General features: G+C 64.5%; 22 protein-coding genes and 1 tRNA gene. 18 read left to right on the forward strand and 5 right to left on the reverse strand.

Translation table 11 applies throughout. The features are described 5' to 3' along the window. Window positions 1-71: 71 nt before the first annotated feature. The 4 genes from G513_RS0114065 (at window position 72) to G513_RS0114080 (ending at window position 4,146) form a co-directional block, all read left to right on the forward strand. Complete coding sequence (locus tag G513_RS0114065; protein ID WP_022977493.1) at window positions 72-899, forward strand: SDR family NAD(P)-dependent oxidoreductase; 828 nt, start codon at window positions 72-74, stop codon at window positions 897-899. A gap of 36 nt (window positions 900-935) precedes the next feature. Next, window positions 936-1,874 (forward strand): hypothetical protein, encoded by a 939-nt coding sequence (locus G513_RS0114070; protein WP_022977494.1) that lies wholly within the window; start codon window positions 936-938, stop codon window positions 1,872-1,874. Window positions 1,875-1,934: 60 nt separating this feature from the next. Next, window positions 1,935-3,455, forward strand: coding sequence for a flavin-containing monooxygenase (locus G513_RS0114075; protein ID WP_022977495.1), 1,521 nt, complete (start codon window positions 1,935-1,937; stop codon window positions 3,453-3,455). 130 nt (window positions 3,456-3,585) lie between these two features. Beyond that, window positions 3,586-4,146, forward strand: a complete 561-nt coding sequence (locus G513_RS0114080; protein ID WP_022977496.1) for a DUF2058 domain-containing protein — start codon at window positions 3,586-3,588, stop codon at window positions 4,144-4,146. A gap of 84 nt (window positions 4,147-4,230) precedes the next feature. On the opposite strand, the gene G513_RS0114085 is transcribed toward G513_RS0114080, so the two are convergent. Next, window positions 4,231-5,907, reverse strand: coding sequence for a formate--tetrahydrofolate ligase (locus G513_RS0114085; protein ID WP_022977497.1), 1,677 nt, complete (start codon window positions 5,905-5,907; stop codon window positions 4,231-4,233). Between the two features lie 53 nt (window positions 5,908-5,960). Then, window positions 5,961-6,884, reverse strand: a complete 924-nt coding sequence (locus G513_RS0114090; RefSeq protein WP_022977498.1) for a DUF808 domain-containing protein — start codon at window positions 6,882-6,884, stop codon at window positions 5,961-5,963. A 135-nt stretch (window positions 6,885-7,019) separates the two neighbouring features. Between G513_RS0114090 and bluB the strand changes: the two genes are divergently transcribed. The 11 genes from bluB (at window position 7,020) to G513_RS0114145 (ending at window position 20,615) form a co-directional block, all read left to right on the forward strand. Further along, a complete protein-coding gene (gene bluB / locus G513_RS0114095; RefSeq protein WP_022977499.1) occupies window positions 7,020-7,670 on the forward strand; it encodes a 5,6-dimethylbenzimidazole synthase in 651 nt (216 codons plus the stop codon). Further along, the gene (locus G513_RS0114100) at window positions 7,667-8,461 is read left to right on the forward strand and encodes a cobalamin-binding protein (RefSeq protein WP_028475557.1); all 795 of its coding nucleotides are present in this window, start codon (window positions 7,667-7,669) and stop codon (window positions 8,459-8,461) included. Before bluB ends, G513_RS0114100 begins: the two co-directional genes overlap by 4 nt. Further along, window positions 8,458-9,924: a cobyric acid synthase gene (locus G513_RS0114105; protein WP_022977501.1), complete on the forward strand. Its 1,467-nt coding sequence runs from the start codon at window positions 8,458-8,460 to the stop codon at window positions 9,922-9,924. Before G513_RS0114100 ends, G513_RS0114105 begins: the two co-directional genes overlap by 4 nt. Further along, window positions 9,912-10,433 carry a bifunctional adenosylcobinamide kinase/adenosylcobinamide-phosphate guanylyltransferase gene (gene cobU / locus G513_RS0114110; RefSeq protein ID WP_022977502.1) on the forward strand — a complete coding sequence of 174 codons (522 nt, stop codon included), beginning with the start codon at window positions 9,912-9,914 and terminating at the stop codon, window positions 10,431-10,433. Before G513_RS0114105 ends, cobU begins: the two co-directional genes overlap by 13 nt. After that, a complete protein-coding gene (gene cobT / locus G513_RS0114115) occupies window positions 10,430-11,476 on the forward strand; it encodes a nicotinate-nucleotide--dimethylbenzimidazole phosphoribosyltransferase (RefSeq protein ID WP_022977503.1) in 1,047 nt (348 codons plus the stop codon). Before cobU ends, cobT begins: the two co-directional genes overlap by 4 nt. Then, window positions 11,470-12,045 (forward strand): histidine phosphatase family protein, encoded by a 576-nt coding sequence (locus G513_RS23125; protein WP_022977504.1) that lies wholly within the window; start codon window positions 11,470-11,472, stop codon window positions 12,043-12,045. The genes cobT and G513_RS23125 overlap by 7 nt, the downstream gene beginning before the upstream one ends. After that, entirely contained in the window at window positions 12,033-12,746 is a 714-nt protein-coding gene (cobS, locus tag G513_RS0114125; RefSeq protein WP_022977505.1) for an adenosylcobinamide-GDP ribazoletransferase, read from the forward strand. The genes G513_RS23125 and cobS overlap by 13 nt, the downstream gene beginning before the upstream one ends. Window positions 12,747-12,952: 206 nt before the next feature. After that, on the forward strand, window positions 12,953-14,227 hold the full coding sequence (locus G513_RS23130; protein WP_022977506.1) for an MdtA/MuxA family multidrug efflux RND transporter periplasmic adaptor subunit: 1,275 nt from the start codon (window positions 12,953-12,955) through the stop codon (window positions 14,225-14,227). Window positions 14,228-14,261: 34 nt separating this feature from the next. Further along, complete coding sequence (locus G513_RS0114135) at window positions 14,262-17,375, forward strand: multidrug efflux RND transporter permease subunit (RefSeq protein ID WP_022977507.1); 3,114 nt, start codon at window positions 14,262-14,264, stop codon at window positions 17,373-17,375. Further along, window positions 17,372-20,479 (forward strand): efflux RND transporter permease subunit, encoded by a 3,108-nt coding sequence (locus G513_RS0114140; protein WP_022977508.1) that lies wholly within the window; start codon window positions 17,372-17,374, stop codon window positions 20,477-20,479. The genes G513_RS0114135 and G513_RS0114140 overlap by 4 nt, the downstream gene beginning before the upstream one ends. Window positions 20,480-20,538: 59 nt before the next feature. Further along, a tRNA-Pro gene (locus tag G513_RS0114145) sits at window positions 20,539-20,615 on the forward strand. 214 nt (window positions 20,616-20,829) lie between these two features. Here the strand turns inward: G513_RS0114145 and G513_RS0114150 are convergent. Genes G513_RS0114150 through G513_RS25020 form a run of 3 tightly spaced genes read right to left on the reverse strand, consistent with a single transcriptional unit; the run spans window position 20,830 to window position 22,946 of the window. Beyond that, entirely contained in the window at window positions 20,830-21,330 is a 501-nt protein-coding gene (locus G513_RS0114150) for a styrene oxide isomerase (protein WP_156891684.1), read from the reverse strand. A 37-nt stretch (window positions 21,331-21,367) separates the two neighbouring features. Beyond that, window positions 21,368-22,294 carry a metal-dependent hydrolase gene (locus G513_RS23135; protein WP_022977510.1) on the reverse strand — a complete coding sequence of 309 codons (927 nt, stop codon included), beginning with the start codon at window positions 22,292-22,294 and terminating at the stop codon, window positions 21,368-21,370. After that, window positions 22,287-22,946, reverse strand: coding sequence for a TetR/AcrR family transcriptional regulator (locus tag G513_RS25020; protein ID WP_022977511.1), 660 nt, complete (start codon window positions 22,944-22,946; stop codon window positions 22,287-22,289). Before G513_RS25020 ends, G513_RS23135 begins: the two co-directional genes overlap by 8 nt. A 386-nt stretch (window positions 22,947-23,332) precedes the next feature. On the opposite strand from G513_RS25020, the gene G513_RS25025 reads away from it, so the two are divergent. From G513_RS25025 to G513_RS23150, 3 genes are all read left to right on the forward strand, one after another. Then, the gene (locus G513_RS25025) at window positions 23,333-24,010 is read left to right on the forward strand and encodes a TetR/AcrR family transcriptional regulator (RefSeq protein WP_022977512.1); all 678 of its coding nucleotides are present in this window, start codon (window positions 23,333-23,335) and stop codon (window positions 24,008-24,010) included. A gap of 359 nt (window positions 24,011-24,369) precedes the next feature. Then, the gene (locus tag G513_RS0114170; protein ID WP_022977513.1) at window positions 24,370-25,128 is read left to right on the forward strand and encodes an SDR family NAD(P)-dependent oxidoreductase; all 759 of its coding nucleotides are present in this window, start codon (window positions 24,370-24,372) and stop codon (window positions 25,126-25,128) included. 32 nt (window positions 25,129-25,160) lie between these two features. Further along, complete coding sequence (locus tag G513_RS23150) at window positions 25,161-26,399, forward strand: cytochrome P450 (protein ID WP_022977514.1); 1,239 nt, start codon at window positions 25,161-25,163, stop codon at window positions 26,397-26,399. Window positions 26,400-26,453 lie beyond the last annotated feature (54 nt).

The raw sequence follows: 26,453 nt of genomic DNA on the forward strand, positions 1-26,453 counted from the left end.
CGTGCCATCACTCAATGTCACTGTCATTTCGTGACATTGACATTAAGTCAGGCCAATAACGAGGAGCAGCGATGGCAGGCAGGAAGGTATCAAGAAGCGCATCGGCCGTGGTCACCGGCGCTGGAAGCGGCATCGGCCGGGCGTTTGCGCTGGAACTCGGCGTCCGTGGCGGCCGTGTGGTCTGTGCCGATCTGAAGCTGGCGACCGCCGAGGAAACCGCCGCCCAGATCCGGGCTGCCGGTGGCCAGGCCACCGCCATTGCCTGCGACGTATCGAAGCTCGAACAGGTCGAAAAGCTCGCCGGAAAAGCCGAACAGTGGCTGGCCGGGCCGGTCGATCTGGTGATCAACAACGCCGGCGTCGGCGCTGGCGGCAGCGTGGTCGGCGAGACGCCGATCGACGACTGGCGCTGGGTGCTCGGCGTCAACCTCTGGGGCGTGATCCATGGCTGCCATGTGTTCGCGCCGAAGCTGCGTGCGCTGGGTCGTGGCGGCATCGTCAATGTCGGCTCCACGGCGAGCTTCGCCGCTGCCCCGCTGATGGGGCCATACAACGTGTCGAAGGCCGCCGTGCTGGCGCTCAGCGAAACGCTGGCCTCGGAGTTCACCGGCACCGGCATCAAGATCACCGCCCTTTGCCCGACCTTCGTCGCCACCAACATCGTCAAGGACGGCCGGATCAGCGAAAGCTCCTCGAAGATGGCCGAGCGGCTGATGCAGTGGACTTCGGTCACCCCCGAAAGTGTCGCCAAGACCACGCTCGACGCACTCGACCGCAACCAGCTCTACGTGCTGCCGCAGGTCGACGCCAAGTTGATCTGGCGCATGAAGCGCCTGGCGCCGGTCGGCTATGGCCGCGGCATCGGCTGGCTGAATCGCCTCGCCGGCAATCGCGCCTGAGCCCGAATTCCCCTCTCAAAAACAGGAACTGAAACCATGCAACTCGACATCGACAAGATGCTGGTCAAGATCAAGAACACCCAGTGGGCGCTGGCCGATATCGACTGGGATGCGCCCGGCCGTGAACTGGTCACCGAGAACGAAGAGCAGTACGCGAAGCTGAAAGTGTTCATGGCCGATCTGATGTGGATCGAGCACGTGGGCGCCCGCGCGTTCGCGGCGATGGCGAAGAAGGCGCCGAACGACACATTGGCCGAGATCTATCGCTACTTCCACGCCGAAGAACAGCGCCACGCCAATGTCGAAATGGCGCTGATGAAGCGCTGGGGCATGCTCGAAGGCGATCATGACAATCCGATCCTGCCGGAGCCGAACATCAACCTGCGGCTGGTCATCGACTGGCTCGATACCTACAGCGACGAGATGCCGCTGGAAGTGCTCGGCTCGGTGATTCCGAGCCTGGAGATCGCCCTCGACGGCGCGCTCTGCAAGTTCCTGCTCGACACCGTCAAGGATCCGGTCTGCCACTCCGCGTTCGAGAAGATCAACGAGGACGAAGCGCGCCATCTCGGCGTCGGCTTCCACGTGCTCGAAATGATGGGCTACGGCAAGACGTACCAGCTCGCCGTGCGCACCGCTGGCACCCTGCTGAATCCGAAGCTGCTGATCGGCATCGCGGCCTATCTGCCGCTGCTCAATCGCATGCGCGACAACCTGGTGAAGCTCGGCCTCAAGGAAGAGCGCCTGTACGAAGCGATGAACAAGTACAAGAAGATCGGCGGCCGTACCGAGCAGGGGCGCCGCAATCCCTGGTTCCAGATCATCAGCAACCAGTCGGCGATGGTGGTCAATCGCAAGTCGCTGTACCACGTGCCCGTCGACGCGCTGGTCCGCCTCACCGACTTCTACCCGCGCCGCTGGCTGAAGGCGACGCCGACCTGGGTCAAGGGTTTGACCTGGAAGACGGCGGCCTGATCGCCTTTCTCCTTCCTCGCACGAGGGGAAGGAGCACACGCACAAGCAAGAGATCATTCGATGACCCAGTACCAAGATGAAGCCCCCGTCGCCGGCCGCCGTTCACGCCGCGCGGTCGATCCCGTTGCCGTGAAAGTGGTGGAAGTGCTGATCGTGGGCGCCGGCTTTGCCGGACTCGGCGCGGCGATCCGCCTTCGCGCTGCCGGCATCACCGATGTCGCGATCGTCGAGCGCGGCAGCGAAGTCGGCGGCACCTGGCGCGACAACCAGTATCCGGGCGCGGCCTGCGACATCCCGTCCAACCTCTACTCGTTCTCGTTCGCCCAGAACCCCGAGTGGACGCGCGGCTATTCGGGCAGCCGGGAAATCCTCGAATACATCCGCGGCCTGGCGCGCGACAACGATCTGCTGCCGCTGATCCGCTTCCAGCACAACGTCGAAGCGCTGAGCTTCGACGGCGGCAAGGGCTTGTGGACGGTGACGCTGACCGGCCGTGATCCAATTACCGCGCGTTCGGTGGTAATGGCGCAGGGCCCGCTGTCAAACGCCGGCTTTCCGAACATGCGCGGCATCGAAAGCTTCAAGGGCAAGATGATTCACAGCGCCCGCTGGGATCATTCCTACGACTTCACCGGCAAGCGAGTCGCGGTGATCGGCACCGGTGCGAGTGCGGTGCAGATCATCCCGGAGCTGGTGAAGGTCGCCGACAAGGTCAAGGTCTTCCAGCGCACGCCGGGCTGGGTGTTGCCGCGTCTCGATTTCCAGTCTCCCGAATGGACCAAGGCGCTGTTCAAGAAGCTGCCGTTCAGCCAGACCGCCGTGCGCGAAGCGATGTATTGGGTTCACGAGTCGATGGCGCTCGGCATGATCTGGAACACGCCGATGACTCGCGCGCTGGAACTGCTTGGCACCCGTTTCCGCGAAGCGCAGGTCAAGGACGCCTGGCTGCGCCGCCAGCTGACGCCGGACTTCAAGATCGGCTGCAAGCGCGTGCTGATGACCAACGACTACTACCCGGCGCTGCAGCAGCCGAACTGCGAACTGATCTCCTGGCCGATCGCCAATCTCTCGGAAAAGGGCATTCGCAGCGTCGAAGGCATAGAACATCAGGTCGACTGCATCGTCTTCGCCACCGGTTTCGAAGTATCGAAGAACGGCACGCCGTTCCCGGTGCATGGCCTTGGCGGTCGCGATCTGAACGCCGAATGGTCGCGCGGCGCGCAGGCTTACAAGAGCGTGCAGGTGTCCGGCTATCCGAACCTGTACTTCACCTTCGGCCCGAACTCCGGCCCCGGCCACAACTCCGCGCTGGTCTACATGGAATCGCAGATCGATTACATCGTCCGCTCGGTTGGCCAGGTGGCCGGTGGCCAGCTGAAGTACGTCGACGTGCGGGCCGATGCGCAGAAGAAGTACAACGAGGGCATCCAGAAGCGGCTCGCGAAAACCAACTGGAACTCGGGCTGCAAGAGCTGGTATCTGTCTGAAGACGGCTTCAATTCGACGATGTATCCGGGCTTCGCCACCCAGTTCGCGCGGCAGATGGCGAGCTTCGAACTGCGTGACTATCGCCTGGTCTGAATCGAGCCAGCACCGCCTCGGTCATCAGCCAAGGCTTGCGCCTTGGCAGCGGAATCAGGACGATGGCGGTCCGCGCGGAATAAGCCTCGCGCAGACTGCCATCGTCCTTCGTGTTTTCGAGTCGAACCCCATGAGTCTTTCGCTGCGCGACCAGCTGCTGCAGGCCGGTCTCATCTCCAAGAAGCAGGCCGAAAAGGCGCAAGCCGCAACCGGCAAGGACAAGCCGCGTGGCCAGCACAACCACGGCAAGCAGATCACCGCGCAGGCGCCGAACGCCGAAGCGCTGAAAGCCGCGGAAGCAGCGCGCAAGGCCAAGGCCGCGAAGGATCGCGAGCTGATGGACAAGGCCAAGGAAAAGCAGGCACTGAAAGCGAAGTACGCCGAGATCAAGCAACTGGTCGAAGCCAACAAGCTGCCGCCGGTGGTCAGCGAAGATCTCTACAACTTCGTCGACCACAAGAACAACATCCGCCGCATTGCCGTGACGCCGGAACTGCGCGCGCAGATCATCGATGGCCGTATCGGCATCGCTCGCTGCGAAGGCCGTTATTCGCTGGTGCCGGGCGCAGTCGCCGACAAGATCCGCGAGCGCGATCCGCGCGCGGTTGCAACGATCAACCGCGAAGCCGACAAGGTCGACGAGAACGATCCGTACAAGGACTTCAAGGTGCCGGACGATCTGATCTGGTAGCCGTGCTTTCGTAGGTCGGGCCACGCCCGACACGCCTTTGCCGGCGAGCGGGCGCGCAGTCATCCATGGGGCGATCTACATCGCTCAGGACAAGCCCGTGATGTTGCCGTCGTCATCGATATCGATGTGCTCGGCCGCCGGATGCAGCGGCAGGCCGGGCATGGTCATGATGTCGCCGCAGATCGCGATCACGAAGCCGGCACCGGCAGACAGCCGCACTTCGCGGATCGGCAACACATGGCCTTCCGGTGCGCCCTTCAGTGCGGCATCGGTCGAGAACGAGTACTGGGTCTTGGCGATGCACACCGGCAGGCGGCCGTAGCCGGCGTCGGTCCATTCCTTGAGCTGCTTGCGGACCTTGGCATCGGCGCTGACGCCGGACGCGCGATAGATGCGCCGGGCGACGGTTTCGATCTTGTCCAGCAGCGGCAGCGCATCGTCGTAGACGAAGCTTGGCGAGGCCGGTGCGGCTTCGCAGAGTTCGACGACGATCCGCGCCAGCGCTTCGGCACCGGCCGGGCCGAGCGCCCAGTGATGCGACACCACGCAGGGCACACCGAGTTCGGCGCAGGCCGCGTGGATCAGGTCCAGTTCGGCTTCGGTGTCGGCGGTGAAATGATTGATCGACACCACGCAGGGCAGACCGTAGACCTCGCGGATGTTCTCGATGTGGCGGCGCAGGTTCGACAGGCCGCTCTTCACCGCATCGAGGTTCTCGTGGCCCATGTCGGCCATCGCCACGCCGCCGTGGAATTTGATCGCCCGCACGGTGGCGACGATCACTGCCGCCGCCGGATTGAGGCCCGCCTGTCGGCACTTGATGTCGATGAATTTCTCGGCACCGAGATCGGCGCCGAAGCCGGCTTCGGTCACCACGTAGTCGCCGAGTTTGAGCGCCGCCTTGGTCGCGATCACCGAATTGCAGCCGTGGGCGATGTTGGCGAACGGGCCGCCGTGGATCAGCACCGGGCTGCCGGCGATGGTCTGTACCAGATTCGGCTTGATCGCGTCCTTGAGCAGCGCGGCCATTGCGCCATCGCATTTCAGATCGCGCGGCGTGATCGGCGTGCCGCTTGTGCTGTAGCCGATGATGATGCGGCCGAGGCGCGCCTTGAGATCGGCCAGCGACGTTGCCAGGCACAGGATCGCCATCACTTCGGAAGCGACGACGATGCTGAAGTGATCCTCGCGCGGCAGGCCATTGGCCTTGCCGCCGAGCGCGACGACGATGTCGCGCAACGCCCGGTCGTTCATGTCGACCACTCTTCGCCAGGAGATGCGATGCAGATCGATCTGCAGCGCATTGCCGTGGTGGATGTGGTTGTCGATCATCGCCGCGAGCAGGTTGTTGGCCAGCCCGATGGCGTGGAAATCACCGGTGAAATGGAGGTTGATGTCCTCCATCGGCAGCACCTGGCTCTGGCCGCCGCCGGTGGCACCGCCCTTCATGCCGAAGCAGGGGCCGAGCGACGGTTCCCGCACGCAGGTGATGGCGCGCTTGCCGATCAGGTTCAGCGCATCGCCAAGGCCGACGGTGGTTGTGGTCTTGCCCTCGCCGGGCGGCGTCGGCGTGATCGCGGTGACCAGCACCAGCTTGCCGTCCGGCCGATCCTTCAGCGTGTCGATGTAGCTCAGCGACAGTTTGGCCTTGTAATGGCCATAGGGTTCCATCGCTTCGGTGGGAATGCCGAGGCAGGTTTCGATCAGGGGAATGATCGGTTGCAGGCGCGCGGCCTGGGCAATCTCGATATCGCTGGGCATGGGCGAAACGATCAAGTAAGTGGGGATTGAGGTCGCTGTGCTTACGGGCCGATTCAGTGCGCGGACGCAGCCTTGTCGCGCCTGAACAGCTTGCTGCCGAGCAGGAACACGGCCAGCGCCAGCGCACCGGCGATGAGGCCGACGACGCCACCGATCGCTGCATTGGCGATCGAGGCGATCACGCCGTTGCTGCCTTCGAGCAGATGATGGATCGCTTCGCCGGCGGCCGGCACGCCGTGCACCAGGATGCCGCCGCCGACCATGAACATCGCCGCCGTGCCGACGATCGACAGCGTCTTCATCAGCTTCGGCGCCGCCGCCAGCAGCAGGCGGCCGAAGCCGCGCAGCGCGGCACTCGGCTTGCGGCTGAGATACAGGCCGGCGTCATCGAGCTTGACGATGCCGGCGACCAAACCGTAGACGCCAACGGTCATGATCACCGCGATACCAGCCAGCACTGCGAGCTGTTCGGTCAGCGTGGCCGTGGCGACGGTACCGAGGCTGATGACGATGATTTCCGCCGACAGCACGAAATCGGTCCGGATCGCGCCCTTGATCTTGTCGCGCTCGTAGGCGACGAGATCGAGCTTCGGATCGCTGAGCAGTTTCAGACGCTCCTCCTGCTCGTGGCCATCGGCCGGATGCAGCAGCGGATGGGCCAGCTTCTCGACCCCTTCGAAGCACAGGTACAGACCACCGAACATCAGCAGCGGCTGGATCAGCATCGGCGCTACGGCACTGATGCCGAGTGCCGCCGGCACCAGGATCAGCTTGTTGACGAACGAGCCCTTGGCCACTGCCCAGACCACCGGCAGCTCGCGATCGGCGGCAACACCGGAGACCTGCTGCGCGTTCAATGCCAGATCGTCGCCGAGCACGCCGGCGGTCTTGGTCGCCGCCACCTTGGTCATCGTGGCGACGTCGTCGAGCATGGTCGCGATATCGTCGATCAACAGAAACAGGCTAGATCCAGCCACGTCGGAATCCTTTGCGAAGAGGGGGCGAGTTTGGCACCCGCGATGGGGCGGAGTATGCCTTGGCTTCAGGCCGTCACGGAGTGTTGCAAACTGCGAGCCTGCGCCTCATCCCGAGGCCGCTGCGCCACCATTTCCGTGACCGAACCCGATTTCCTGGACGCCGAACGCGCGGCCGTCTACCGCGCCATCCACGAGCGGCGCGACATGCGCCATTTCGTCCGCGAGCCGGTCCCAGCCGCGACCTTGCAGCGCCTGCTCGAAGCCGCCCACGCGGCACCCAGCGTCGGCCTGAGCCAGCCCTGGCGCTTCCTCAGGATTACCGACGAAGCGCTGCGCGAGGCGGTATACGCGCAGGTTCAGCAGGAAGTGGCGCGCACCGCAGTAGCCCTCGGCTCGCGGCAGGACGAGTTCCTGAAACTGAAGGTGGAAGGCATCCGCGACTGCGCCGAGCTGCTGATCGCCGCCGTCCACGATGCCGGGCCGGATACCGAAATCTTCGGCCGCCGGACCATGCCGTCGATGATGTCGACGGCCTCGGTCGCCTGCGCGATCCAGAACCTGTGGCTGGCGGCGCGCGCCGAAGGTCTGGGCCTCGGCTGGGTGTCGATGTTCGAGCCTGCCGAACTGGCCAGGCTGCTGCAGTTGCCGGCCGATACCCAGCCGATCGCCGTGCTCTGCCTGGGCCCGGTCAAGGCCTTCTACGCAGCGCCGATGCTGCAGCAGGAACGCTGGCGCGAGCCGCGGCCGCTTGAAGAACTGCTGCACGAGAACCGATGGCCGCGTTGAGCATCGGCCCGCAGCGCATCGTCTGCCTGACCGAGGAAACCACCGAAACCCTGTACCGGATCGGCGAGCAGGATCGCATTGTCGGCATCTCCGGCTTCACGGTGCGGCCGCCGCAGGCGCGCAAGGAGAAGCCGAAGGTTTCGGCATTCACCAGCGCCAAGACCGGGCGCATCGCCGATCTGAAGCCGGACCTGGTGCTCGGCTTCTCGGACCTGCAGGCCGACATCGCTGCCGAACTGATCCGCGCCGGCATTCCGGTGCACGTGTTCAATCAGCGCAGCGTCGCCGAGATCCTCGAATTCATCCGCATGCTCGGCGCGATGGTTGGTGCGCAGGCGCGCACCGCGCTGCTGCTCGATGAACTTCAGCGCGGCATCGACGAGGTAAGCGCCGCCGCCGCCAAGCTGCCGCGCCGGCCTAAGGTCTATTTCGAGGAATGGGACGAGCCGCAGATCTCGGCGATCCGCTGGGTCTCCGAACTGATCGGCATCGCCGGTGGCGATGACGTGTTCCCGGAACTGGCTGCGGAGCCGGGTGGCAAGGCACGGATCATCGCCGATCCGACTGAGATCATTCGCCGCGCGCCGGAGCTGATCATCGGCTCCTGGTGCGGCAAGAAATTCAGTGCCGAAAGAGTCGCCGCGCGTCCGGGCTGGGAGGCGATTCCGGCAGTGCGCAATGGTCAGCTGCACGAGATCAAGTCCTGCGACATCCTGCAGCCGGGCCCGGCGGCGCTGAGCGATGGGCTGGTGCAGCTGCATGCGCTGATCACGGCCGCGGCGCGCGCATGAACCCGAACACGCTGATGGTGCAGGGCACGACCTCCGATGCCGGCAAGAGCACCCTGGTCGCCGGCCTCTGCCGTGTGCTGCTTCGGCGCGGCATCCGGGTCGCGCCGTTCAAGCCACAGAACATGGCGCTGAACAGCGCGGTGACGGCCGATGGCGGCGAGATCGGCCGCGCGCAGGCCCTGCAGGCGCTGGCGGCCGGCGTGCTGCCGACCACCGACATGAACCCGGTGCTGCTCAAGCCGAACAGCGATACCGGCGCCCAGGTGATCATCCACGGCTGCGCCGTCGCCAACATGGAAGCCGGCGTCTATCACGACTACAAGAAGGTCGCCCACCAAGCGGTGCTGGCTTCGCATGCGCGGCTGAGCGCGGCTTACGACGCGATCATCGTCGAAGGTGCTGGCTCGCCGGCCGAGATCAATCTCAGAGACGGCGACATCGCCAACATGGGCTTCGCCGAAGCGGTGGACTGCCCGGTGATCCTGATCGCGGACATCGATCGCGGCGGCGTGTTCGCGCATCTGGTCGGCACCCTGGAATTGCTCAGCGAGACCGAGCAGGCGCGAGTCACCGGCTTCGTCATCAACCGTTTTCGCGGCGATATCAAGCTGCTCGAATCCGGCCTGCGCTGGCTCGAAGCGCACACCGGCAAACCGGTGCTCGGCGTGCTGCCCTATCTCCACGGTCTGGCGCTTGATGCCGAGGATGCGATTGCCGGCAACGCCCAGAGCCAGCCCGGTGCGGCGCTGAGCGTCGTCGTGCCGGTGCTGCCGCGGATCAGCAATCACACCGATTTCGAGCCGCTGCGCACGCTGCCACAGGTGAACCTGCACTTCGTCGGCCCGGGTGAAACGCCACCGCCGGCCGATCTGGTGATCCTGCCGGGCTCGAAGTCGGTCCGTGCCGATCTCGCCCATCTGCGCGCCCAGGGCTGGGAGGCGTATCTCGCCAGGCATCTGCGCTACGGCGGCAAGCTGATCGGCATCTGTGGCGGCTTCCAGATGCTGGGCACGCGCATCGACGATCCGCTCGGTCTCGAAGGCGCCGCAGGTGGTAGCGCAGGCTTTGGCTGGCTCGATTTCGAGACCCGGCTTGCAGCGACCAAGCAGTTGCGCAATGTCGCCGGCAGCTTGCTGCTCGACGGCGGCGTGCCGATCGCCGGCTACGAGATTCATGGCGGCGTCAGCAGCGGCCCGGCGCTGTCCTTGCCCAGCGCGCTGCTGGATGCCGGCACCGATGGTGCGATCAGTGTCGACGGCCAGATCCTCGGCAGCTACGTCCACGGCCTGTTCGATCGCCCCGAAGCCTGCACCGCGCTGCTGCGCTGGGCCGGGCTCGCCAAGCCTGTGGTCAGCGATCATGCGGCGCGGCGAGAAACGGCGATCGACCGCCTCGCCGACAGCATCGAACAACACCTCGACCTTGATCTCTTGTTCAAATCTCTCAAAGCATGCGCAGCCTGATCCTCGGCGGAGTCCGCTCCGGCAAGACCCGTCACGCCCAGTCCCTGGCCGAGGCCAGCGGCCTGCTGGTCAGCTACGTCGCCACCGCGCAGGCTGGCGATGGCGAGATGGCCAGTCGTATCGCTCATCACCGCGCTTCTCGGCCTGTTAACTGGCAGCTGGTTGAGGAGCCGCTGGCACTGGCTTCGACCCTGCGCGCGGTCGCCGCACCGGGCCGCTGCATCCTGGTCGACTGCCTGACCTTGTGGCTGACCAATCTGTTGCTCTTCGAGAACGGCAGCCGTCTCGCCGCCGAGCGCGATGCCTTGCTGGCGACGCTGCCGACCCTGCCCGGCGAGATCATCCTGGTCAGCAATGAAACCGGTCTCGGCGTGGTGCCGCTCGGCGAGCTGACCCGGCGTTACTGCGATGAAGCCGGCTGGCTGCATCAGGCACTGGCGGCGCAATGCGAGCGGGTGGTGTTCACCGTTGCCGGCCTGCCGATGGTGCTGAAGGAGGTGACGCGATGAGCTGGTGGACGCAAGCCGCGCAGACGCCGGATTCCGGCTTCGAACAGGCCGCAAGGCTGCGACAGACCCAGCTGACCAAGCCAGCCGGATCGCTCGGGCAACTGGAGACTATGGCGATACGGCTGGCGGCTCTGCAGCGCCGCGAACAGCCGCGTGCCGAGCGGATCGCGATCACCGTGTTCGCGGCCGATCACGGCATCGCTGCGCGTGGCGTATCGGCGTTTCCGCAGGCGGTGACCCAGCAGATGATCGGCAATTTTGCGGGTGGCGGCGCGGCGATCAGCGTGCTGGCGCGGGCGCTGGGCGCGAGTCTGGAAGTGGTCGATGTCGGCAGCATCAACATCTGCGTGGTGCCGGCTGGTGTCGTCGATGCGCGAGTCGCGGCGGGCACTGCGGATTTCTCGCGCGGGCCGGCGATGAGCGCGGCGCAGCTTGAGCAGGCCTTGATCGCCGGGCATGGGGCGGTTGAGCGGGCAGGGGATGTCGACCTGTTCATCGCCGGCGACATGGGCATCGCCAACACCAGTGCCGCGACGGCGCTGGCCAGCGCGCTGCTCGGTGCCGCGCCGAACGAGCTGGCCGGACCGGGCACCGGGCTCGATGCCGCAGGGGTCCGGGCCAAGGCGGTGGTGATCGCGGAAGCGCTGGCGCTGCACGCTGCACATCTGGTTTCGCCGGAAGCGGTGCTGGCCAGACTCGGCGGCTTCGAGATCGCGGCGATCACCGGCAGCACCATCGCCTGCGCGCAACGCGGCGTGCCGGTGCTGGTCGACGGCTTCATCGCCAGCAGTGCCGCGCTGTGCGCCGTGCGCCTGAACCCCACCGTGTTGCCCTGGCTGATCTTCGCCCATCGCTCGGCGGAGCCCGGCCATGCGCGGATGCTGGCGGCGATGAATGCCGAGCCGCTGCTCGATCTCGGCCTGCGCCTCGGTGAAGCCAGCGGCGCGGCAGTCGCGGTGCCGCTGCTGCGCCTGGCCTGCGCGCTACACAACCAGATGGCGACGTTCGCCAGTGCGGGTGTCAGTGAAGGTCCGCCATGCTGAGCCTGACCCTGCTGCGTCATGGTGCGGTCGATGAGCGGCCGTTCGTGCTCTGGGGGCAGCTCGATCCGCCGGTCAGCGCCGCCGGCCACGCGGCGATGCAGCGTGCGGTTGCCGGCCAACATTGGACCGGTGTGATCAGTTCGCCACTGCAGCGCTGCCGAAGCTTTGCGCAAGATCTGCAGCCGGACTGCCAGGTGATCGACGACCTGCGCGAGATGCACTTCGGCGTCTGGCAGGGCCTGACACCGGCCGAGGTGATGGCCAGCGATGGCGCGCGCTACGCCGCGTTTCAGGCTGATCCGGAAACGCTGATGCCGCCGGGAGGCGAAGCGCTGCCGGCATTCCGCTCGCGTGTGTTCGCCGCGCTGGCGCAATGGCGTGCCACTGCCCCGGACGGCGACTGGCTGTGCCTGACCCACGGCGGCGTGATCCGCGTGCTGTTGCAGGCATGGCTGCGGGTCGAGGATCACTGGCGGATCGCGGTGCCGCCGGCGACTTCCTTGAAATTTCTGCTGCCGGAGGGCGGTGATCCGGTGTTGCTCGCGCTGAGGCCGCCATGCGCGGTCTGATCCTCGCCATCCAGTTCCTGACCCGCCTGCCGACGCCTCAGGTGCGCGACTTCGAGCCTGCCGATCTGACCCGCTGCGCGGCCTGGTTTCCGCTGGTCGGCCTGATCATCGGCGCGTTGCTGGCCGGGCTGGCGATGCTGGTCCGCGATCAGCATCCGGCGTTTGCCGCGCTGCTGGTGTTGGCGCTCTGGGTCTGGGTCACCGGCGGGCTGCATCTCGATGGCCTGGCCGATCTCGCCGATGCGCTCGGGGCTTCGCATCGCGATCCGAAGCGCTTCTTCGAGGTGTTGAAGGACCCGCACCTCGGCAGCTTCGGCGTGCTGGCGCTAGTGCTGATGCTGCTCGCCAAGCTGGTGCTGCTGACCCTGCCTGGAGCCAGTTTCGCGGCCCTGCTGCTGATCCCGGCCTGGGCGCGGCTGGCGCCACCGGTCTGGGTCTGGTGGCTGCCGCCGCTGCATGGCGGCATGGGCGATCGCTTCGCCTGGGATCGCCAGCCCTGGGCGGTGCTGCTGTGGGCGCTGGCCCTGGCAGTCGCCAGCGCCTGGCTCAGTCCGCGGCTGCTGATCGCGCCGATCCTGATCGCCGGCTGGGGCCTGTTCCTGAAGCGCCGGCTCGGCGGCCAGTGTGGCGATGCGCTCGGCGCTGGCATCGAACTGGTCGAAGTGGGCCTGCTGGTTGGCCTGGTGATTCAATGGATCTGAGCGTCGTTACCGAACTTCACTTCCGGTTGCTTGCAGGCCGGCGCCGCGCTGACGCAAGGTAGCGATCGGGATCGTCGAGTGAATTTCCAGTTGATTTTCAGTCGATTTCCGGCCGTCACCGCGAACCATTGAGGGCGCGGCACGTCCAACCGGCTCAATCGCACCCCGCTGGGTGCGGGCCGGCTTCATGGCAAGCAAACTTTCTGATGGATGAGAACAAACGCATGCGCAGAGTCATTGCCGTCGCGCTGGTGCTGGGCGCGATTGCCCTGCTGGCCGGGTATTTCGTGTTGCGCAAGCCGGCCGCGTCCGGCGCCAGTCATGAGGCCGCCGCTGGCAGCGCGGCCGAGCCCGGCGCGGGCAAGGGCGGTCACTCCGGCGCGAATGGGCCGATTCCGGTGCTGATCGCCGATGTCGGCCGCCGCGATGTGCCGATCTATCTCGATGGCCTCGGCACCGTGCAGGCGTTCAACACGGTGACGGTGCGGCCGCAGGTCAGCGGCCAGCTGGTTTCGGTGGCCTTCGAGGAAGGCCAGACGGTGAAGGCCGGCGAGCTGCTGGCGCAGATCGATCCGCGCAACTTCGAGGCGCAGCTGCAGCAGGCCCAGGCGCAGAAAGCCCAGAACCAGGCGCTGCTGAATACCGCCAAACGCGATCTGCAGCGCTTCAGCGAACTGGTGGGCGATGGCTATGTGTCGAAGCAGCAGCTCGACACCCAGGCCCAGACCGTGGCCCAGACCGAAGCAACCGTGCGCGCCAACGAGGCCGCCGTGCAGAGCGCGCGCATCTCGCTCGGCTTCGCGCGGGTCACCGCGCCGATCTCCGGCATCACCGGCCTGCGGCTGGTCGATGTCGGCAACATCGTCGACGCCGGCACCAGCACCGGCATCGTCGTGGTCACCCAGGTGATGCCGATCTCGGTGGTGTTCACCTTGCCCGAGCAGAGCCTGGCCGATATCCGCGCCGCGGGCGGAGCGGGGAAGTCAGGCGTCAAGGTGCTGGCCTTCGATCGCGACAACAGCAAGCAGATCGCCACCGGCGAGCTGACCGTGGTCGACAACCAGATCGACCAGACCACCGGCACCATCCGCATGAAAGCGACGTTCGCCAACCAGGATCGCGCGCTGTGGCCGGGCCAGTTCGTCAACATGCGGTTGCTGGTGCGCACCGAGAAGAACGGCCTGGTGATTCCCGCCAGCGCCGTGCAGCGCGGCCCGAACGGCGACTTCGTCTATGTCGAGAAGACCGACGACCAGGGCGCCCGCATCGCCGACAAGCGCGACGTCACCGTCGCCCGCAGCGAGAACGGCACGGCGCTGATCGCCAAGGGTTTGAACGACGGCGATCGCATCGTCGTCGAGGGCCAGTACCGCCTGCAGCCGGGCTCGAAGATTCGTCTGGCCAGCGATCCGGCACCGGATGCCAAGGCTGCCGGCAAGGCTAGTGAGCGCGCAGGCGCTGGCGCAGCGGCGTCACGTTGAGCCTACCGACCAGCTTCGGACGAGCGACCCAGCCATGAGCGTCTCCGAGCCCTTCATCTCGCGCCCGATCGCGACCACGCTGTTGATGATCGCGGTGCTGCTGCTCGGTGCACTCGGCTATCGCGGCTTGCCGATCGCGGCTCTCCCGGACGTCGATTTCCCGACCATCCAGGTCACCACGCAGTTGCCGGGCGCCAGCCCGCAGGTGATCGAATCGCTGGTGACGACACCTCTGGAGCGGCAGTTCGGCACCATCGCCGGCATGTCGTCGATGAACTCGAACTCGGCGTTCGGCCTGTCGACGATCACGCTGCAGTTCGTGCTCGACCGCGACATCGACAATGCCGCGCAGGACGTGCAGGCAGCGATCAACGCGGCGCGCGGCACCTTGCCGAATGACCTGCCGTATCCGCCGGTCTACAACAAGGTCAACCCGGCCGATGCGCCGATCCTGCAGCTGGCGATCAGCTCCGAAGTGCTGCCGCAGAACCAGGTCGCTGATTTCGCCGATTCGGTGCTGGCGCAGAAGCTGTCGCAGGTCAGTGGCGTCGGTCTGGTGTCGATCCAGGGCAACCAGCGGCCGGCGGTGCGCATCCAGGCCAATCCGACCGCGCTGGCCGGGCTGCAGCTGGGGCTGGAAGACATCCGCACCGCGCTTCAGCAGGCCAACGTCAACGCGCCGAAAGGCAGCTTCGATGGCCCGAAGCAGAGCTTCACGATCGGCTCCAATGACCAGATCATTTCGGCGGACGAATACAAGCCGGTGATCATTGCTTACCGCAATGGTGCGCCGGTGCGCCTGAGCGACATCGCCTCGGTTATTGAAGGTATCGAGAACGAACAGCTCGCGGCTTGGGTCGGTGCCCGCAGCGCGGTGCTCGTCGATGTCCGCCGCCAGCCCGGCGCCAATATCATCGAAACCGTGCAGCGCATCCAGGCGCTGCTGCCGCAGCTGACCGCGAACATCCCGGCGTCGATCCATCTTGAAGTGCTCGCCGATCGCACCGAAACCATCCGCGCCTCGGTGCACGACGTGCAGTTCACGATGATGCTCACCGTGGTGCTGGTGGTGATGGTGATCTTCGTGTTCCTGCGCAAGCTGTGGGCGACGGTGATCCCCAGCGTGGCGCTGCCGCTGTCGATCATCGGCACCTTCGGCGTCATGGCGCTGTGCGGCTTCTCGCTCGACAATTTGAGCCTGATGGCGCTGACCATCGCCACCGGTTTCGTCGTCGACGATGCGATCGTGATGATCGAGAACATCGTCCGCTACATCGAAGCCGGTGAAGACCCGGAAACCGCGGCGCGCAAGGGCGCCAAGCAGATCGGCTTCACCGTGGTGTCGCTGACCGTCAGCCTGATCGCGGTGTTCATCCCGCTACTGTTCATGAGCGGCGTCATCGGCCGGCTGTTCCGCGAATTCGCGCTGGTGCTGACCATCGCCGTGACCTTGTCGGCCTTCGTCTCGCTGACCCTGACGCCGATGATGTGCGCCAAGCTGCTCAAGGCCGAAGACCCGAATGCCAAGCACGGCAAGCTGTTCCAGTGGAGCGAGCGGCAGTTCGACAACTTGCTCGATGGCTATTCCCGGAGCCTGCGCTGGGTGATGGCAAGGCCGAAGCAGACCCTGCTGGTCTTCGGCCTCACCCTGATCGCCACCGCCTGGCTGTTCATCAGCATTCCCAAGGGCCTGCTGCCGCAGCAGGACACTGGCGTGATCGTCGGCGTTGCCGAAGCCGAGGCGAGCATCTCGTTCCCGGCGATGCAGGCGCGTACGTTCGCGCTGTCTGAGGCGATTCGCGTCGATCCGGACGTGAAGAGCGTTGCCGCGTTCGTCGGCTCCGGCAGCATCAATCCGACCTTGAACACCGGCCGCCTGAACATCGTGCTGAAGCCGCGTGGCGAACGGAGCACGAGTGCCGATGGCGTCATTCGCCGGCTGAAGCGGCTCGCCGCCAATGTCGAAGGCATCACCCTGTTCATGCAGCCGGTGCAGGATCTGCAGATCGACAGCCGCATCGCCCGTACCCAGTTTCAACTGGTGCTGAAAAGCCTCGATGCCGCCGAGCTGGCCGAGTGGACGCCGAAGTTCATCGATGCGCTGAAACGCCAGCCCGAGTTGACCGATGTCACCACCGATCAGCAGGTCGATGGCCTGTACCTGAAGCTCGACATCCAGCGCGATCGCGCCAGCCGCCTCGGTGTGCCGGTGCAGGCGATCGACGACACGCTGTATGACGCCTTCGGTCAGCGCCAGGTGACGACCATCTTCACCGCGATCAACCAGTACCGGGTGGTGCTCGAAGTGCCTCCGGAGTTCCGCAAGCGGCCCGATGCGCTCGATCAGCTCTATGTGAAATCGACCACCGGGAGCCTGGTGCCGCTGTCCGCGGTGGCGACGGCGACGACGGTGCGCGGCCCGCTGGTGCTGAGCCATCTCGGCCAGCTGCCGGCGGCCACCTTGTCGTTCAATCTCGCGGCCGGACAGTCACTGAGCCACGCCTTGCCGGCGATCGATGCAGCGGCCGCCGAGATCGGCCTGCCGACCTCGGTGCAGCGCAGCTTCTCCGGCAGTGCCGCCGAATTCCAGACTTCGCTGGCCAGCATGCCCTGGCTGATCCTGGCGGCCATTGTCGTGATCTACATCGTGCTTGGCGTGCTCTACGAGAGCTACATCCACCCGATCACGATCCTGTCGACCCTGCCGTCCGCCGGCGTCGGCGCGCTGCTGGCGCTGCTGCTGACCGGGCAGGACTTCTCGGTGGTGGCGCTGATCGGTGTGGTGCTGTTGATCGGCATCGTCAAGAAGAACGCGATCATGATGATCGACTTCGCTCTGGAGGCCGAGCGCGATCAGGGCAAACCGCCGCATGAGGCGATCTTCGAAGCGGCCTGCCTGCGTTTCCGGCCGATCATGATGACGACGATGGCCGCGCTGCTCGGCGCGCTGCCGCTGGCGCTGGAATCGGGTACTGGCTCGGAGCTGCGCAATCCCCTCGGCATCGCCATCGTCGGCGGCCTGATCCTCAGCCAGATGCTGACCCTGTACACGACGCCGGTCATCTATCTGGCGATGGACAAGCTGGCCAAGCGCTTCAGCCGCAAGGACGGCGAAGCCGAACCGAGCGCGGTGGTGCACCTGAAGTGAACCTCAGCGCGCCCTTCATCGCGCGGCCGATCGGCACTTCGCTGCTGGCGATCGGCATCTTCCTGCTCGGCGTGATCGCCTACGCGCGGCTGCCGGTGGCCCCGCTGCCGCAGGTGGAATTTCCGATCATTTTTGTCTCGACCCAGCAGCCGGGTGCTTCGCCCGAAACCATGGCGCAGACCGTGGCCGCGCCGCTGGAACGGCGCTTCGGGCAGATTCCCGGCGTCAACGAGATCACTTCGTCGAGCGCGCTGGGCAGCGCCACCGTGGTGCTGCAGTTCGATCTCGATCGCGACATCGATGGTGCCGCGCGGGACGTGCAGGCGGCGATCAATGCCTCGCTCGCCGATCTGCCTGCGGGCCTGCCGGCGCCGCCGACCTGGCGCAAGGCCAATCCCAACGATTCACCGATCCTGATCCTGGCGCTGACCTCCGATACCGTCGGCCTGGACAAGGTCTACGAGTTCGCCGACAACCAGCTGAACCCGAGTCTGTCGCAGGTCGAAGGTGTTGCCGAAGTGCAGATCTCCGGCGCTGCGAAGCCGGCGATCCGCATCCAGGCGAACCCGGCGCAGCTTGCGCAGATGGGCCTGTCGCTGGCGACGGTGCGCACCGCCGTCAACGCGCTGACCGTCAATCGCGCCAAGGGCTCCTTGAGCGACGAGGCGCAGACCTGGGTCATCGATGCCGATGATCAGCTGGCCACCGTCGAGGATTTCCGCAATGCCATCATCGCCACCCGTGACGGCGTGCCGATTCCGCTGTCCTCGGTCGCCACGGTCATCAATGGCCAGGAGAACGCCCGCCTGGCCGGCTGGTACAACGGCAAGCGCGCGGTGCTGGTGTTCATCCGCAAGCAGGCCGATGCCAACGTCATCGAGACCGTCGACCAGATTCTCGATCAGCTGCCGGCCCTGCGCGCCAGCCTGCCGCCGGGTGTCGAGCTGTCGATCCAGGCCGATCGCACGCAGACCATTCGCGCTTCGGTCGACGAGGTCCAGATTGCGCTGGTGCTGTCGACCGCGCTGGTGATCCTGGTGATGTTCCTGTTCCTGCGCCGGGGCGTGCCGACGGCGATCGCCGGCGTCACCGTGCCATTGGCGCTGGCTGCGACCTTCGCGGCGATGTGGCTGCTCGACTACAGCCTCGACAACCTGTCGCTGCTGGCGCTGACGGTGTCGGTGGGTTTCGTCGTCGACGATGCGATCGTGGTCATCGAGAACATCGTTCGCCATATCGAGGCCGGCGAGAAGCCGCGGGATGCCGCGCTGCGCGGGGCCAAGGAAATCGGCTTCACGGTGCTGTCGATCACCGTGTCCCTGATCGCCGTGTTCATCCCGATCCTGTTCCTGGCCGGCATTCCCGGCCGGCTGTTTCGCGAGTTCTCGGTAACCCTGGCGGTTGCCGTCGCGGTATCGGCGCTGATCTCGCTGACCCTGACGCCAACCCTGTGCGCGAAGTTTCTGCGCCCCGAAAATCATGAGCGCGTGCCGGGCCGGCTCGAACGCGGCCTGGAAGCCGGCCTGGCCTGGCTGCTGTCCGGCTATCGGGTGCTGCTGCTCTGGGCGCTGCGCCACACGCGGATCATGGCGCTGTTCACGCTCGGCACCGTGTTCCTCACCGGCTACCTGTACACGATCGTGCCGAAGGGCTTCTTCCCGCAGCAGGACACCGGTTTCATCTCCGGCAATCTGGTGGCCGCGCAGGACACCTCGTTCGCGGCGATCGCCGAAAAGACCCTGAAGGTGGCCGATGTCGTGCTCGCCGATCCGGCCGTGCAGTCGGCGGTGTACTTCGTCGGCGGCAGCCGCGGCGCCTCGAATTCCGGGCGCATGTTCATCAACCTGAAGACGCCTGAGCAGGGCCGCAAGATCAGCGCCGACAAGGTCATCGAACGGCTGCGGCCGAAGACCGCGAAAGTCGAAGGCATCGAGATGTATCTGCAGGCGGTGCAGGATCTGCGCGCCGGTGGCCGCTCCGGCCGCTCGCAATACCTGTACGCGTTGCGCGCGCCCGAAGCGAAGGACTTGTACGAGTGGACGCCGAAGCTGGTCGAGCGCCTGAAGAAGATGCCGCAGCTGGTCGACGTTTCCTCCGATCTGGAAACCGGCGCGCTGCAGTTGAATGTCATCGTCAATCGCGATGCTGCGTCACGTCTCGGCCTGCGTCCGGCCACCGTCGACCAAGCGTTGTACGACGCTTTCGGCCAGCGCCAGATCGCGCTGATCTACGACCGTACCAACACCCATCGGGTAATCCTCGAAGCCACGCCGGACGAGCAGCAGGATCCTTCCGAACTGGCCCGCATCCAGGTGGCCACGCCGTCCGGTGTCGCGGTGCCGCTGTCGGCGATCGCCCGCTTCGAGTTCGGCACCGCGCCGCTGTCGATCAATCACGAAGGCCAGTTCACCGTCGTCAATCTGACCTTCAATCTGATGCCGGGCGCCAGCTTGCCGCAGGTCGAAGCGCAGATCGGCAAGGCGATGGTCGATCTGCAGATGCCGGGCGAGATACGCGGCGGCTTCGGCGGCAGTGCCGCGCTGTTCGCCAGCGGCCTCGATGCCTTCCCGATCCTGCTGCTCACCGCGCTGCTCGCGGTCTACATCGTGCTCGGCATGCTCTACGAAAGCTGGGTGCATCCGCTGACCATCCTGTCGACGATCCCCTCGGCCGGCATCGGCGCGCTGCTGGCGCTGCTGGCCTTCGACATGGAACTGTCCCTGGTCGCGATCATCGGCATCATCCTGCTGATCGGCATCGTCAAGAAGAACGCCATCCTGATGATCGATTTCGCGCTGGAAGCCCAGCGCCACCGCGGCATGAGCCCGCGCGACGCGATCTTCGAAGCCTGCATGACCCGCTTCCGACCGATCACCATGACGACCATGGCCGCCGTATTCGGCGCCGTACCGCTGGCGATCGGCCTGGGCACGGGCTCGGAACTGCGTCAGCCGCTCGGCGTCGCGATCATCGGGGGTCTGCTGCTGAGTCAGCTGCTGACCCTGCTGACCACCCCGATCGTCTACCTCGGTTTCGAGAAGATCACCGGCTGGCGCCGCCGCCGCCGCGAGCGCCGGACGAACCTGAACGCAGCGCCAATCTGAAATATCTCCGGGCTGAGTGCCAAATCCGGCCACCAAAACGGTTAGACTGCGCGCCCAGTCGGAGAGTAGCTCAGCTTGGTAGAGCACCTGCTTTGGGAGCAGGGGGTCGCAGGTTCGATTCCTGTCTCTCCGACCATATAAATCAATCGCTTAAGATGATTGTGCATTGTGGGTCAGACGGCATTTTCGCTCTGTGCCCCCACAAATGCCCCCACAGATTTTCCGGCCGCGATTACCGTTTAGGTCGCTCGGGAGGGTGCTACGGCTACAGCCGGCTGCACGCATCGCTCACCGATCGGTCCCTGAAGATCTCTGAAAAGGTCGTTTGACGCCTGATGAAGCAGGATGGGTCAGCCTCGAGCTGCTCGCAGTGCGTTCGTCAGGCAAATACCTGTCGTGATCGTGGCTCCTATCACCGCCACATAGAACGTGCCGTAGCTCACCAGATTGGGCCAGTCACCGATGGGCTGCAGGCCGCGTTCCGGAGCATAGACGGCGGTCGCGTAGCCGATGGCGTTGCCCCACAGCATCACAATCGCCGCGTAGTAGAACCACTGGGCCTGCCGCATGCTGAAGTGCAGCCGCGAGCTCAAGAGCACCATCGCCATCACATACATGGAGTTCATCAAGGGGCCGACGTGGGCGTTGCGCAGCAGCTCCTTCTGGTCGGGCACCGGTATCTCGAAGCGCGGCATAGGCAAGATGTGCAGCACGTTGTCGGCGAGTGCGATCAGCCAGACAAAACCTCCGCAGAAACCCAGAAACATCATCACGAAGCAATGCACCAGCAGCTTGCCGCCGATACGGCTCGATAGTCCCTGGCCCGCGACCACCCACGTTTCGTTATTCACCGCGCTCTCCTTTTGTTGTACCGGTCGTTATGTGTGTTCAGGCGGCCTTGGCCAGCGACTGGGAATAGGGGACAGGAATCTGCGGCGAGTGAGTGTCCAGCAGGGGGATCTGATCCAGCGGCGCGGCACCGTGACCGGCGATCCAGTCCAGTACCCATTGCGGATCTTTCTCGCTGCGTGGCGAATGACCAGGCAGCGCGGCGCGCAGCAGGTAGGGGCCGACGTGGCGAATGAAAGAGGTGATGTGCCGGGCCAACCGCAGCCGCGAGCGCAGCTGCCGCCACAGGCCTTCATGCTGCAACATGGCCTTATAGGCGCGCATCGAAAACCACATCACTTGCAGCGAGCCGTGAAAGACCCCATAGGCCCGCGCCAGGTAGCCGCTCAGGCTTCGGCCGAAGGCCGCTTGATAGATATCGAAGGCCACACACTTGTGCTCTGTTTCTTCCACCATGTGCCAGAGCACGAAGGACACCACGCGCGTGTCCGCATCCTTGAACAAGGCCACGCGCTGCTCGATGAGCCATTTGGTCACGCCCAGGGTCATCGACTCGAAGCCCGCGGTGTAGGCCATGCGGGTGCGCAGTGGACGCTGGGCGAGGCGTGCATAGGCCGCCTGCATGTCGCGCTCGATGGCGGCAAGCTCCGGGTAGCGCTTGGCTTTCAGCATCTCGTTGAAGCGCCGATGGACCTGGTAGTGATGCTGCTCCTGGATGTTGAAGACGCGGCCCTGTTCGCTCAGGTGCTCATCGCCGATTAGCTGCGTGACCTCACGCACGGTGCGGATCAGAAACGGTTCGAGATACGGCATGGTCAGCGATCCGCCGTTCATCATCGCGGCCAGCTCGGGCTTGCCCGGGATCCACTGGGGGTCGATGTCGTCGGGAAACTCGAAGGCGATCCGACGCGGAACGGGCGTGGGCTCAATCGCCAGCGGGGCCAGGCCGTTTGGGGCTTCAACCATGACGTTTCTCCTTGGTAGGGACTGTTTCTGCGGCATCGGCGTGCTCCATGCCGGTGCGAAGCGCGTGGATCAACGTGGGCACAAGCACCTGCACATCGCGACCCATCACGAACTGCCCGGCCACCTGCAGCGACACCAGACCGTGTGCACCAATCCAGAACAGATGGCTGGCCGTTAGCGGGTCGAAGGCCCGTGGAAAGTCGCCGCGTGCCTGGCCAGCGGCAATGACCTGAGTGCACACATCCAGCGCATCACGCTTGGCAGCCTTCAGCTCTATCGAACGCTTTGCCACCTCGAGCTGGTCGAGAGCAAAGAACATAAGCGCGTAGCGGTGCGGATGAGCCATGCCGCTGCGGATGTAGGCGGCCGCGAGGGATTCCAGCTGCTGCTTCGGCTCGCTCAAGCCCGCTATGGCCTCTCGCATCTCGGCCTCGATCCAGCGGAAGGCGCGGGCGCGCAGGGCATTCATCAACTCCTGCTTGTCGGCGAAGTAGCGGTAGGGCGCGGTATAGCTCAAGCCCAGTTCCGTCGCGAGGCGGCGGAAGCTGATTGCGTCTTCGCCACCCTCTTTCTCGAACACCGACATGGCGGCACCCAGAATCTGGTCGCGCTTATGCGCACGTTGGTCGTCAGTGAACTTTGGGCGGGGCATGCGTTTGAGTAAACATGATTAACGTAACATCGTCAACAAAATATCTTCGAGTTCCATTGAGGCCCCGCATTTGAGCCGATGAAGCCATGCAGAGCGCCTCGGAGTCTTTGTCCAGAGGTCCGGAAACGAGCGGCCGGATGGTATCGCCAAGCTGTTGCATCTACCGGTTGAATCCGTAGCCCGAAGCTGCCATCCGTCCTCTAACGGGGAATGCCCGATACCATCACGAGCACCAACAAGCGAGAAGGCTGATCTCTGATTTTTTAGTTTCAGTCCTGATGGGGTTGGACCGGTTCGCGAGCACTTAAGGTGGGTTTCGATCCGATGTCCGGATCGATAACGGCGATAATCTCAGGACAATCAAGACCGGACTGACAAAAAGGAACATGCCGTCAGCAAGATCCCAACCGAAGCCAGGTAACAGGCAACGGATCATCGAGGCCACCGTCAAGCTCATGAACGAGCACGGCGGGGCGGTAGGCACCTCGCAGATTGCAGAATTTCTCGGAATCAGTCCGGGCAATCTTTACTATCATTTTCGCAACCGCGAGGAGATTCTGCGCGAACTGTTCGACGGATTGACCCGGGATCTGGATGAGGTCCTAAGGGTGCAGCCCGGCGAGTCGATCCCGGTCGAGCGGCTCGTGTCCTGCTACATCGGTGGCAGCAAGGTCTTGTGGCGCTACCGCTTCTTTTTTGCTTCGGCCACTGATTTCATCAGTCGCGACGAAAGTCTGGCGAAGAAGTACCAGGAGTTCAGCGCTCGTTCGAAAAGCTACATGCGGCTCATCATCCAGGGAGCTGTAAGGGATGCACCTGGCCTATGTCGACCGACCGTGCGCGAATGCGAACATATCGCTGAAACCATGTGGGTAGTGTGGGTGAGCTGGCCTCGTTATTCGGAACTGAGCATGCCCGGCCAACTACTGGGCGAATCGGATATCGGCCGAGGCCTGGAGCAGATCTCCTTCCTGCTGTCGCCCTATCTCGACGCCGCGTACTACCAGAAGACCAAGCGACAACTGCACCGCTTCGTCGCCGAGCTGCAACGCGACAAAAGCTGAGCACAAAGCATCTGTTACGTCGGCGACTCATTCTTCGGGCCGACTCTCTCAAAATAGTGACGGCCCGAGTCGGTAGGGCTTACGGGACGCGTGTCCGTTGCCGGATCGTGCGCATCTTTAGTGACGGCGTGGATGTGCACCATCCGGTAAGCGCTCTCCCTGACCAGTTGATGCAGTAGAGCTGCCAGGTTTTCCACGGTTAACCGAGACATTCCTTGTCTTCCGGTTGTCGCCGCGTGCACGAAGGAATTTATCGCGCTCCCCCTTGACAGGTTGAAAACTAGAGCACATTCTCTATTTTAATTAGAGTAATTGCTCTAATAAATGCGATCCGCAGAAGCGGACGGAGGAGAAGCAGCATGGCTGACACGCTGACTGGGCGGCATATCGTGGTGACAGGCGCAGCATCCGGGATGGGCCATGCCGCAGCACTGGAACTGGCTGCTCGCGGGGCGAGCCTAGCGCTCTGGGACATCGACTTTTCCGCAGTGACCGCCATTGCGGAAACGCTTCGGCAGTCAGGCAGCTTGTGCATCGGCCTCGGCGTGGACGTGAGCAGCAATGCTCAAGTCGAGGAAGCGATGCAGCGTTCGGTGGACCTGCTGGGTCACGTCGACGGAGCCTTCAACAATGCCGGTATCGGCGTGCCGACAATCTCGCTGCATAGCCTCGACGAAGCGGATTTTGACCGTATCGTGGCGGTGAATCTCAAAGGCGTCTGGCTTTGCATGAAGCACCAGATTCAACACATGCGCAGCCGCAGCGGCGGCTCGATCGTCAATAACGCTTCGGTGTCCGGCTTAGTTGCTTTGGCGGGTCAGGGTGCCTACACCGCCACCAAGCATGGCGTCGTCGGGCTGAGCAAGGCAGCGGCCGTGGAAGGCGCAGCCAGCAATATCCGGGTGAACGCGATCTGTCCCGGCGCCGTGCGCACGGCGATCCTGCGTCATCTCGAACAGGCCGGCATCACCGACACCGCACTCGCGGCAATGTCCCCTCAAAACCGCATCGCGGAGCCGAGTGAAATCGCTCATGCAGTGGCCTGGCTGCTGTCCCAGGAATCGAGCTTTGTCACAGGCGCAGCCTTGCCCATCGATGGCGGCTGGGTTGCACAGTAAGCCGATCAATACGCGACATTGGAGAAGCAGTCATGACATCCGCAATCGATACGAACGTCACGGAACCGGCAACCGAATCGGCTGGAGACTGGTGCGGTGCAGACCCTTTCGCCCCGAGTTTTCGCGACGATCCCTATCCCGCGCTGCATGGTCTTCGTGAGCGCGATCCGGTCAACCTGACCCCGGTCGGCACTTGGCGCATCAGTCGCTACGACGACGTGGCTGCAATATTTCGCACAGCCAAGACCAGTATGACGCTGTCCAATGGCGAGTCGCCGAACTTCGATCCACTCGACAAGCGCGGTAGTTTCCTCGAGTTCATGCTCAACAAGGACGATCCCGAGCATCTGGTGCTGCGCCGGCTAGCCACGCTAACGCTGAATCCGAAGACCGCGCGGATGATGGAGGACGAGGTCAAGTTGACCGTCAAGGACGCCATGGACGAGGCGCTCAAGCGCGGCGGCATGGACGTGGTCCCGCACATGGCACACAACGTGCCGTCTCGCATGGTCTGCAAGATCATGGGCATCCCGGAGTGCGACCGGGAAAAATTCAATGAATGGACGGCAGCACGTACCAACGCGTTCTTCGCCAAGTTCCTGCCACCTGAGGTACAGCAGCGTACGCGAGACGCCGGCAATGCAATGGCGGACTACTTCGAAGCGCTGATGCGCGAACGACGCAAGAATCTCGGCGACGATCTGATCAGCACCATGATCCGGGCCAATGATTCCGCCGACAAACTCAGCGATGACACCCTGGTGATCCAGGCCATCGGCATCATCATTGCCGGCTACGAAACCACCATTGGCCTGATCGGCAACGGCATGCGCGCGCTTCTGGACCATCCGGACCAGACCGAGAAACTGCGCGTGCAACCGGATCTGGTCAACAACGCGGTCAACGAGTGCCTGCGGTACGACACGCCGATTCTTTTCAACTGGCGCGTGCTACAGGAACCCTTCGAAGTCGGAGGCAAAACCCTGCCGGCGGATGCCGTGATCTGGCAGATGCTGGCCTCGGCCAATCGCGATCCCGCCCGATTCGAGAATCCAGACGTATTCGACATCGAGCGCAAGGACGTGTCCCACCAGGCCTTCGGCGGTGGCATTCACCATTGCATCGGCAACACCCTGGCCCGGATGGAAGCGCGTCATGCCTTCAGCGAATTCGCGCAGCGAACCAAGGGGTTGCGTATCGAGCAGGGCAAGCTCGAATGGTCGCACTCGTTCTTCCGCGTGATGGCAAGTCTGCCGATCGCATTCCGCTGAATTGTCCCGACCTCGCGCACTCGCTGACTTCGCTGTTCACCGGCGCGATGTGGC

The organism is Nevskia ramosa DSM 11499 (assembly GCF_000420645.1).
Classification (GTDB): Bacteria; Pseudomonadota; Gammaproteobacteria; order Nevskiales; family Nevskiaceae; genus Nevskia; species Nevskia ramosa.

Bases quoted from the DNA above. Each gene is read 5' to 3' on its own strand.
- G513_RS0114065 (WP_022977493.1), top strand. From the start codon at position 72: ATGGCAGGCAGGAAGGTATCAAGAAGCGCATCGGCCGTGGTCACCGGC.
- G513_RS0114070 (WP_022977494.1), top strand. From the start codon at position 936: ATGCAACTCGACATCGACAAGATGCTGGTCAAGATCAAGAACACCCAG.
- G513_RS0114075 (WP_022977495.1), top strand. From the start codon at position 1,935: ATGACCCAGTACCAAGATGAAGCCCCCGTCGCCGGCCGCCGTTCACGC.
- G513_RS0114080 (WP_022977496.1), top strand. From the start codon at position 3,586: ATGAGTCTTTCGCTGCGCGACCAGCTGCTGCAGGCCGGTCTCATCTCC.
- G513_RS0114085 (WP_022977497.1), bottom strand. From the start codon at position 5,907: ATGCCCAGCGATATCGAGATTGCCCAGGCCGCGCGCCTGCAACCGATC.
- G513_RS0114105 (WP_022977501.1), top strand. From the start codon at position 8,458: ATGAACCCGAACACGCTGATGGTGCAGGGCACGACCTCCGATGCCGGC.
- cobU (WP_022977502.1), top strand. From the start codon at position 9,912: ATGCGCAGCCTGATCCTCGGCGGAGTCCGCTCCGGCAAGACCCGTCAC.
- cobT (WP_022977503.1), top strand. From the start codon at position 10,430: ATGAGCTGGTGGACGCAAGCCGCGCAGACGCCGGATTCCGGCTTCGAA.
- G513_RS23125 (WP_022977504.1), top strand. From the start codon at position 11,470: ATGCTGAGCCTGACCCTGCTGCGTCATGGTGCGGTCGATGAGCGGCCG.
- cobS (WP_022977505.1), top strand. From the start codon at position 12,033: ATGCGCGGTCTGATCCTCGCCATCCAGTTCCTGACCCGCCTGCCGACG.
- G513_RS23130 (WP_022977506.1), top strand. From the start codon at position 12,953: ATGGATGAGAACAAACGCATGCGCAGAGTCATTGCCGTCGCGCTGGTG.
- G513_RS0114135 (WP_022977507.1), top strand. From the start codon at position 14,262: ATGAGCGTCTCCGAGCCCTTCATCTCGCGCCCGATCGCGACCACGCTG.
- G513_RS23135 (WP_022977510.1), bottom strand. From the start codon at position 22,294: ATGGTTGAAGCCCCAAACGGCCTGGCCCCGCTGGCGATTGAGCCCACG.
- G513_RS25020 (WP_022977511.1), bottom strand. From the start codon at position 22,946: ATGCCCCGCCCAAAGTTCACTGACGACCAACGTGCGCATAAGCGCGAC.
- G513_RS25025 (WP_022977512.1), top strand. From the start codon at position 23,333: ATGCCGTCAGCAAGATCCCAACCGAAGCCAGGTAACAGGCAACGGATC.
- G513_RS0114170 (WP_022977513.1), top strand. From the start codon at position 24,370: ATGGCTGACACGCTGACTGGGCGGCATATCGTGGTGACAGGCGCAGCA.
- G513_RS23150 (WP_022977514.1), top strand. From the start codon at position 25,161: ATGACATCCGCAATCGATACGAACGTCACGGAACCGGCAACCGAATCG.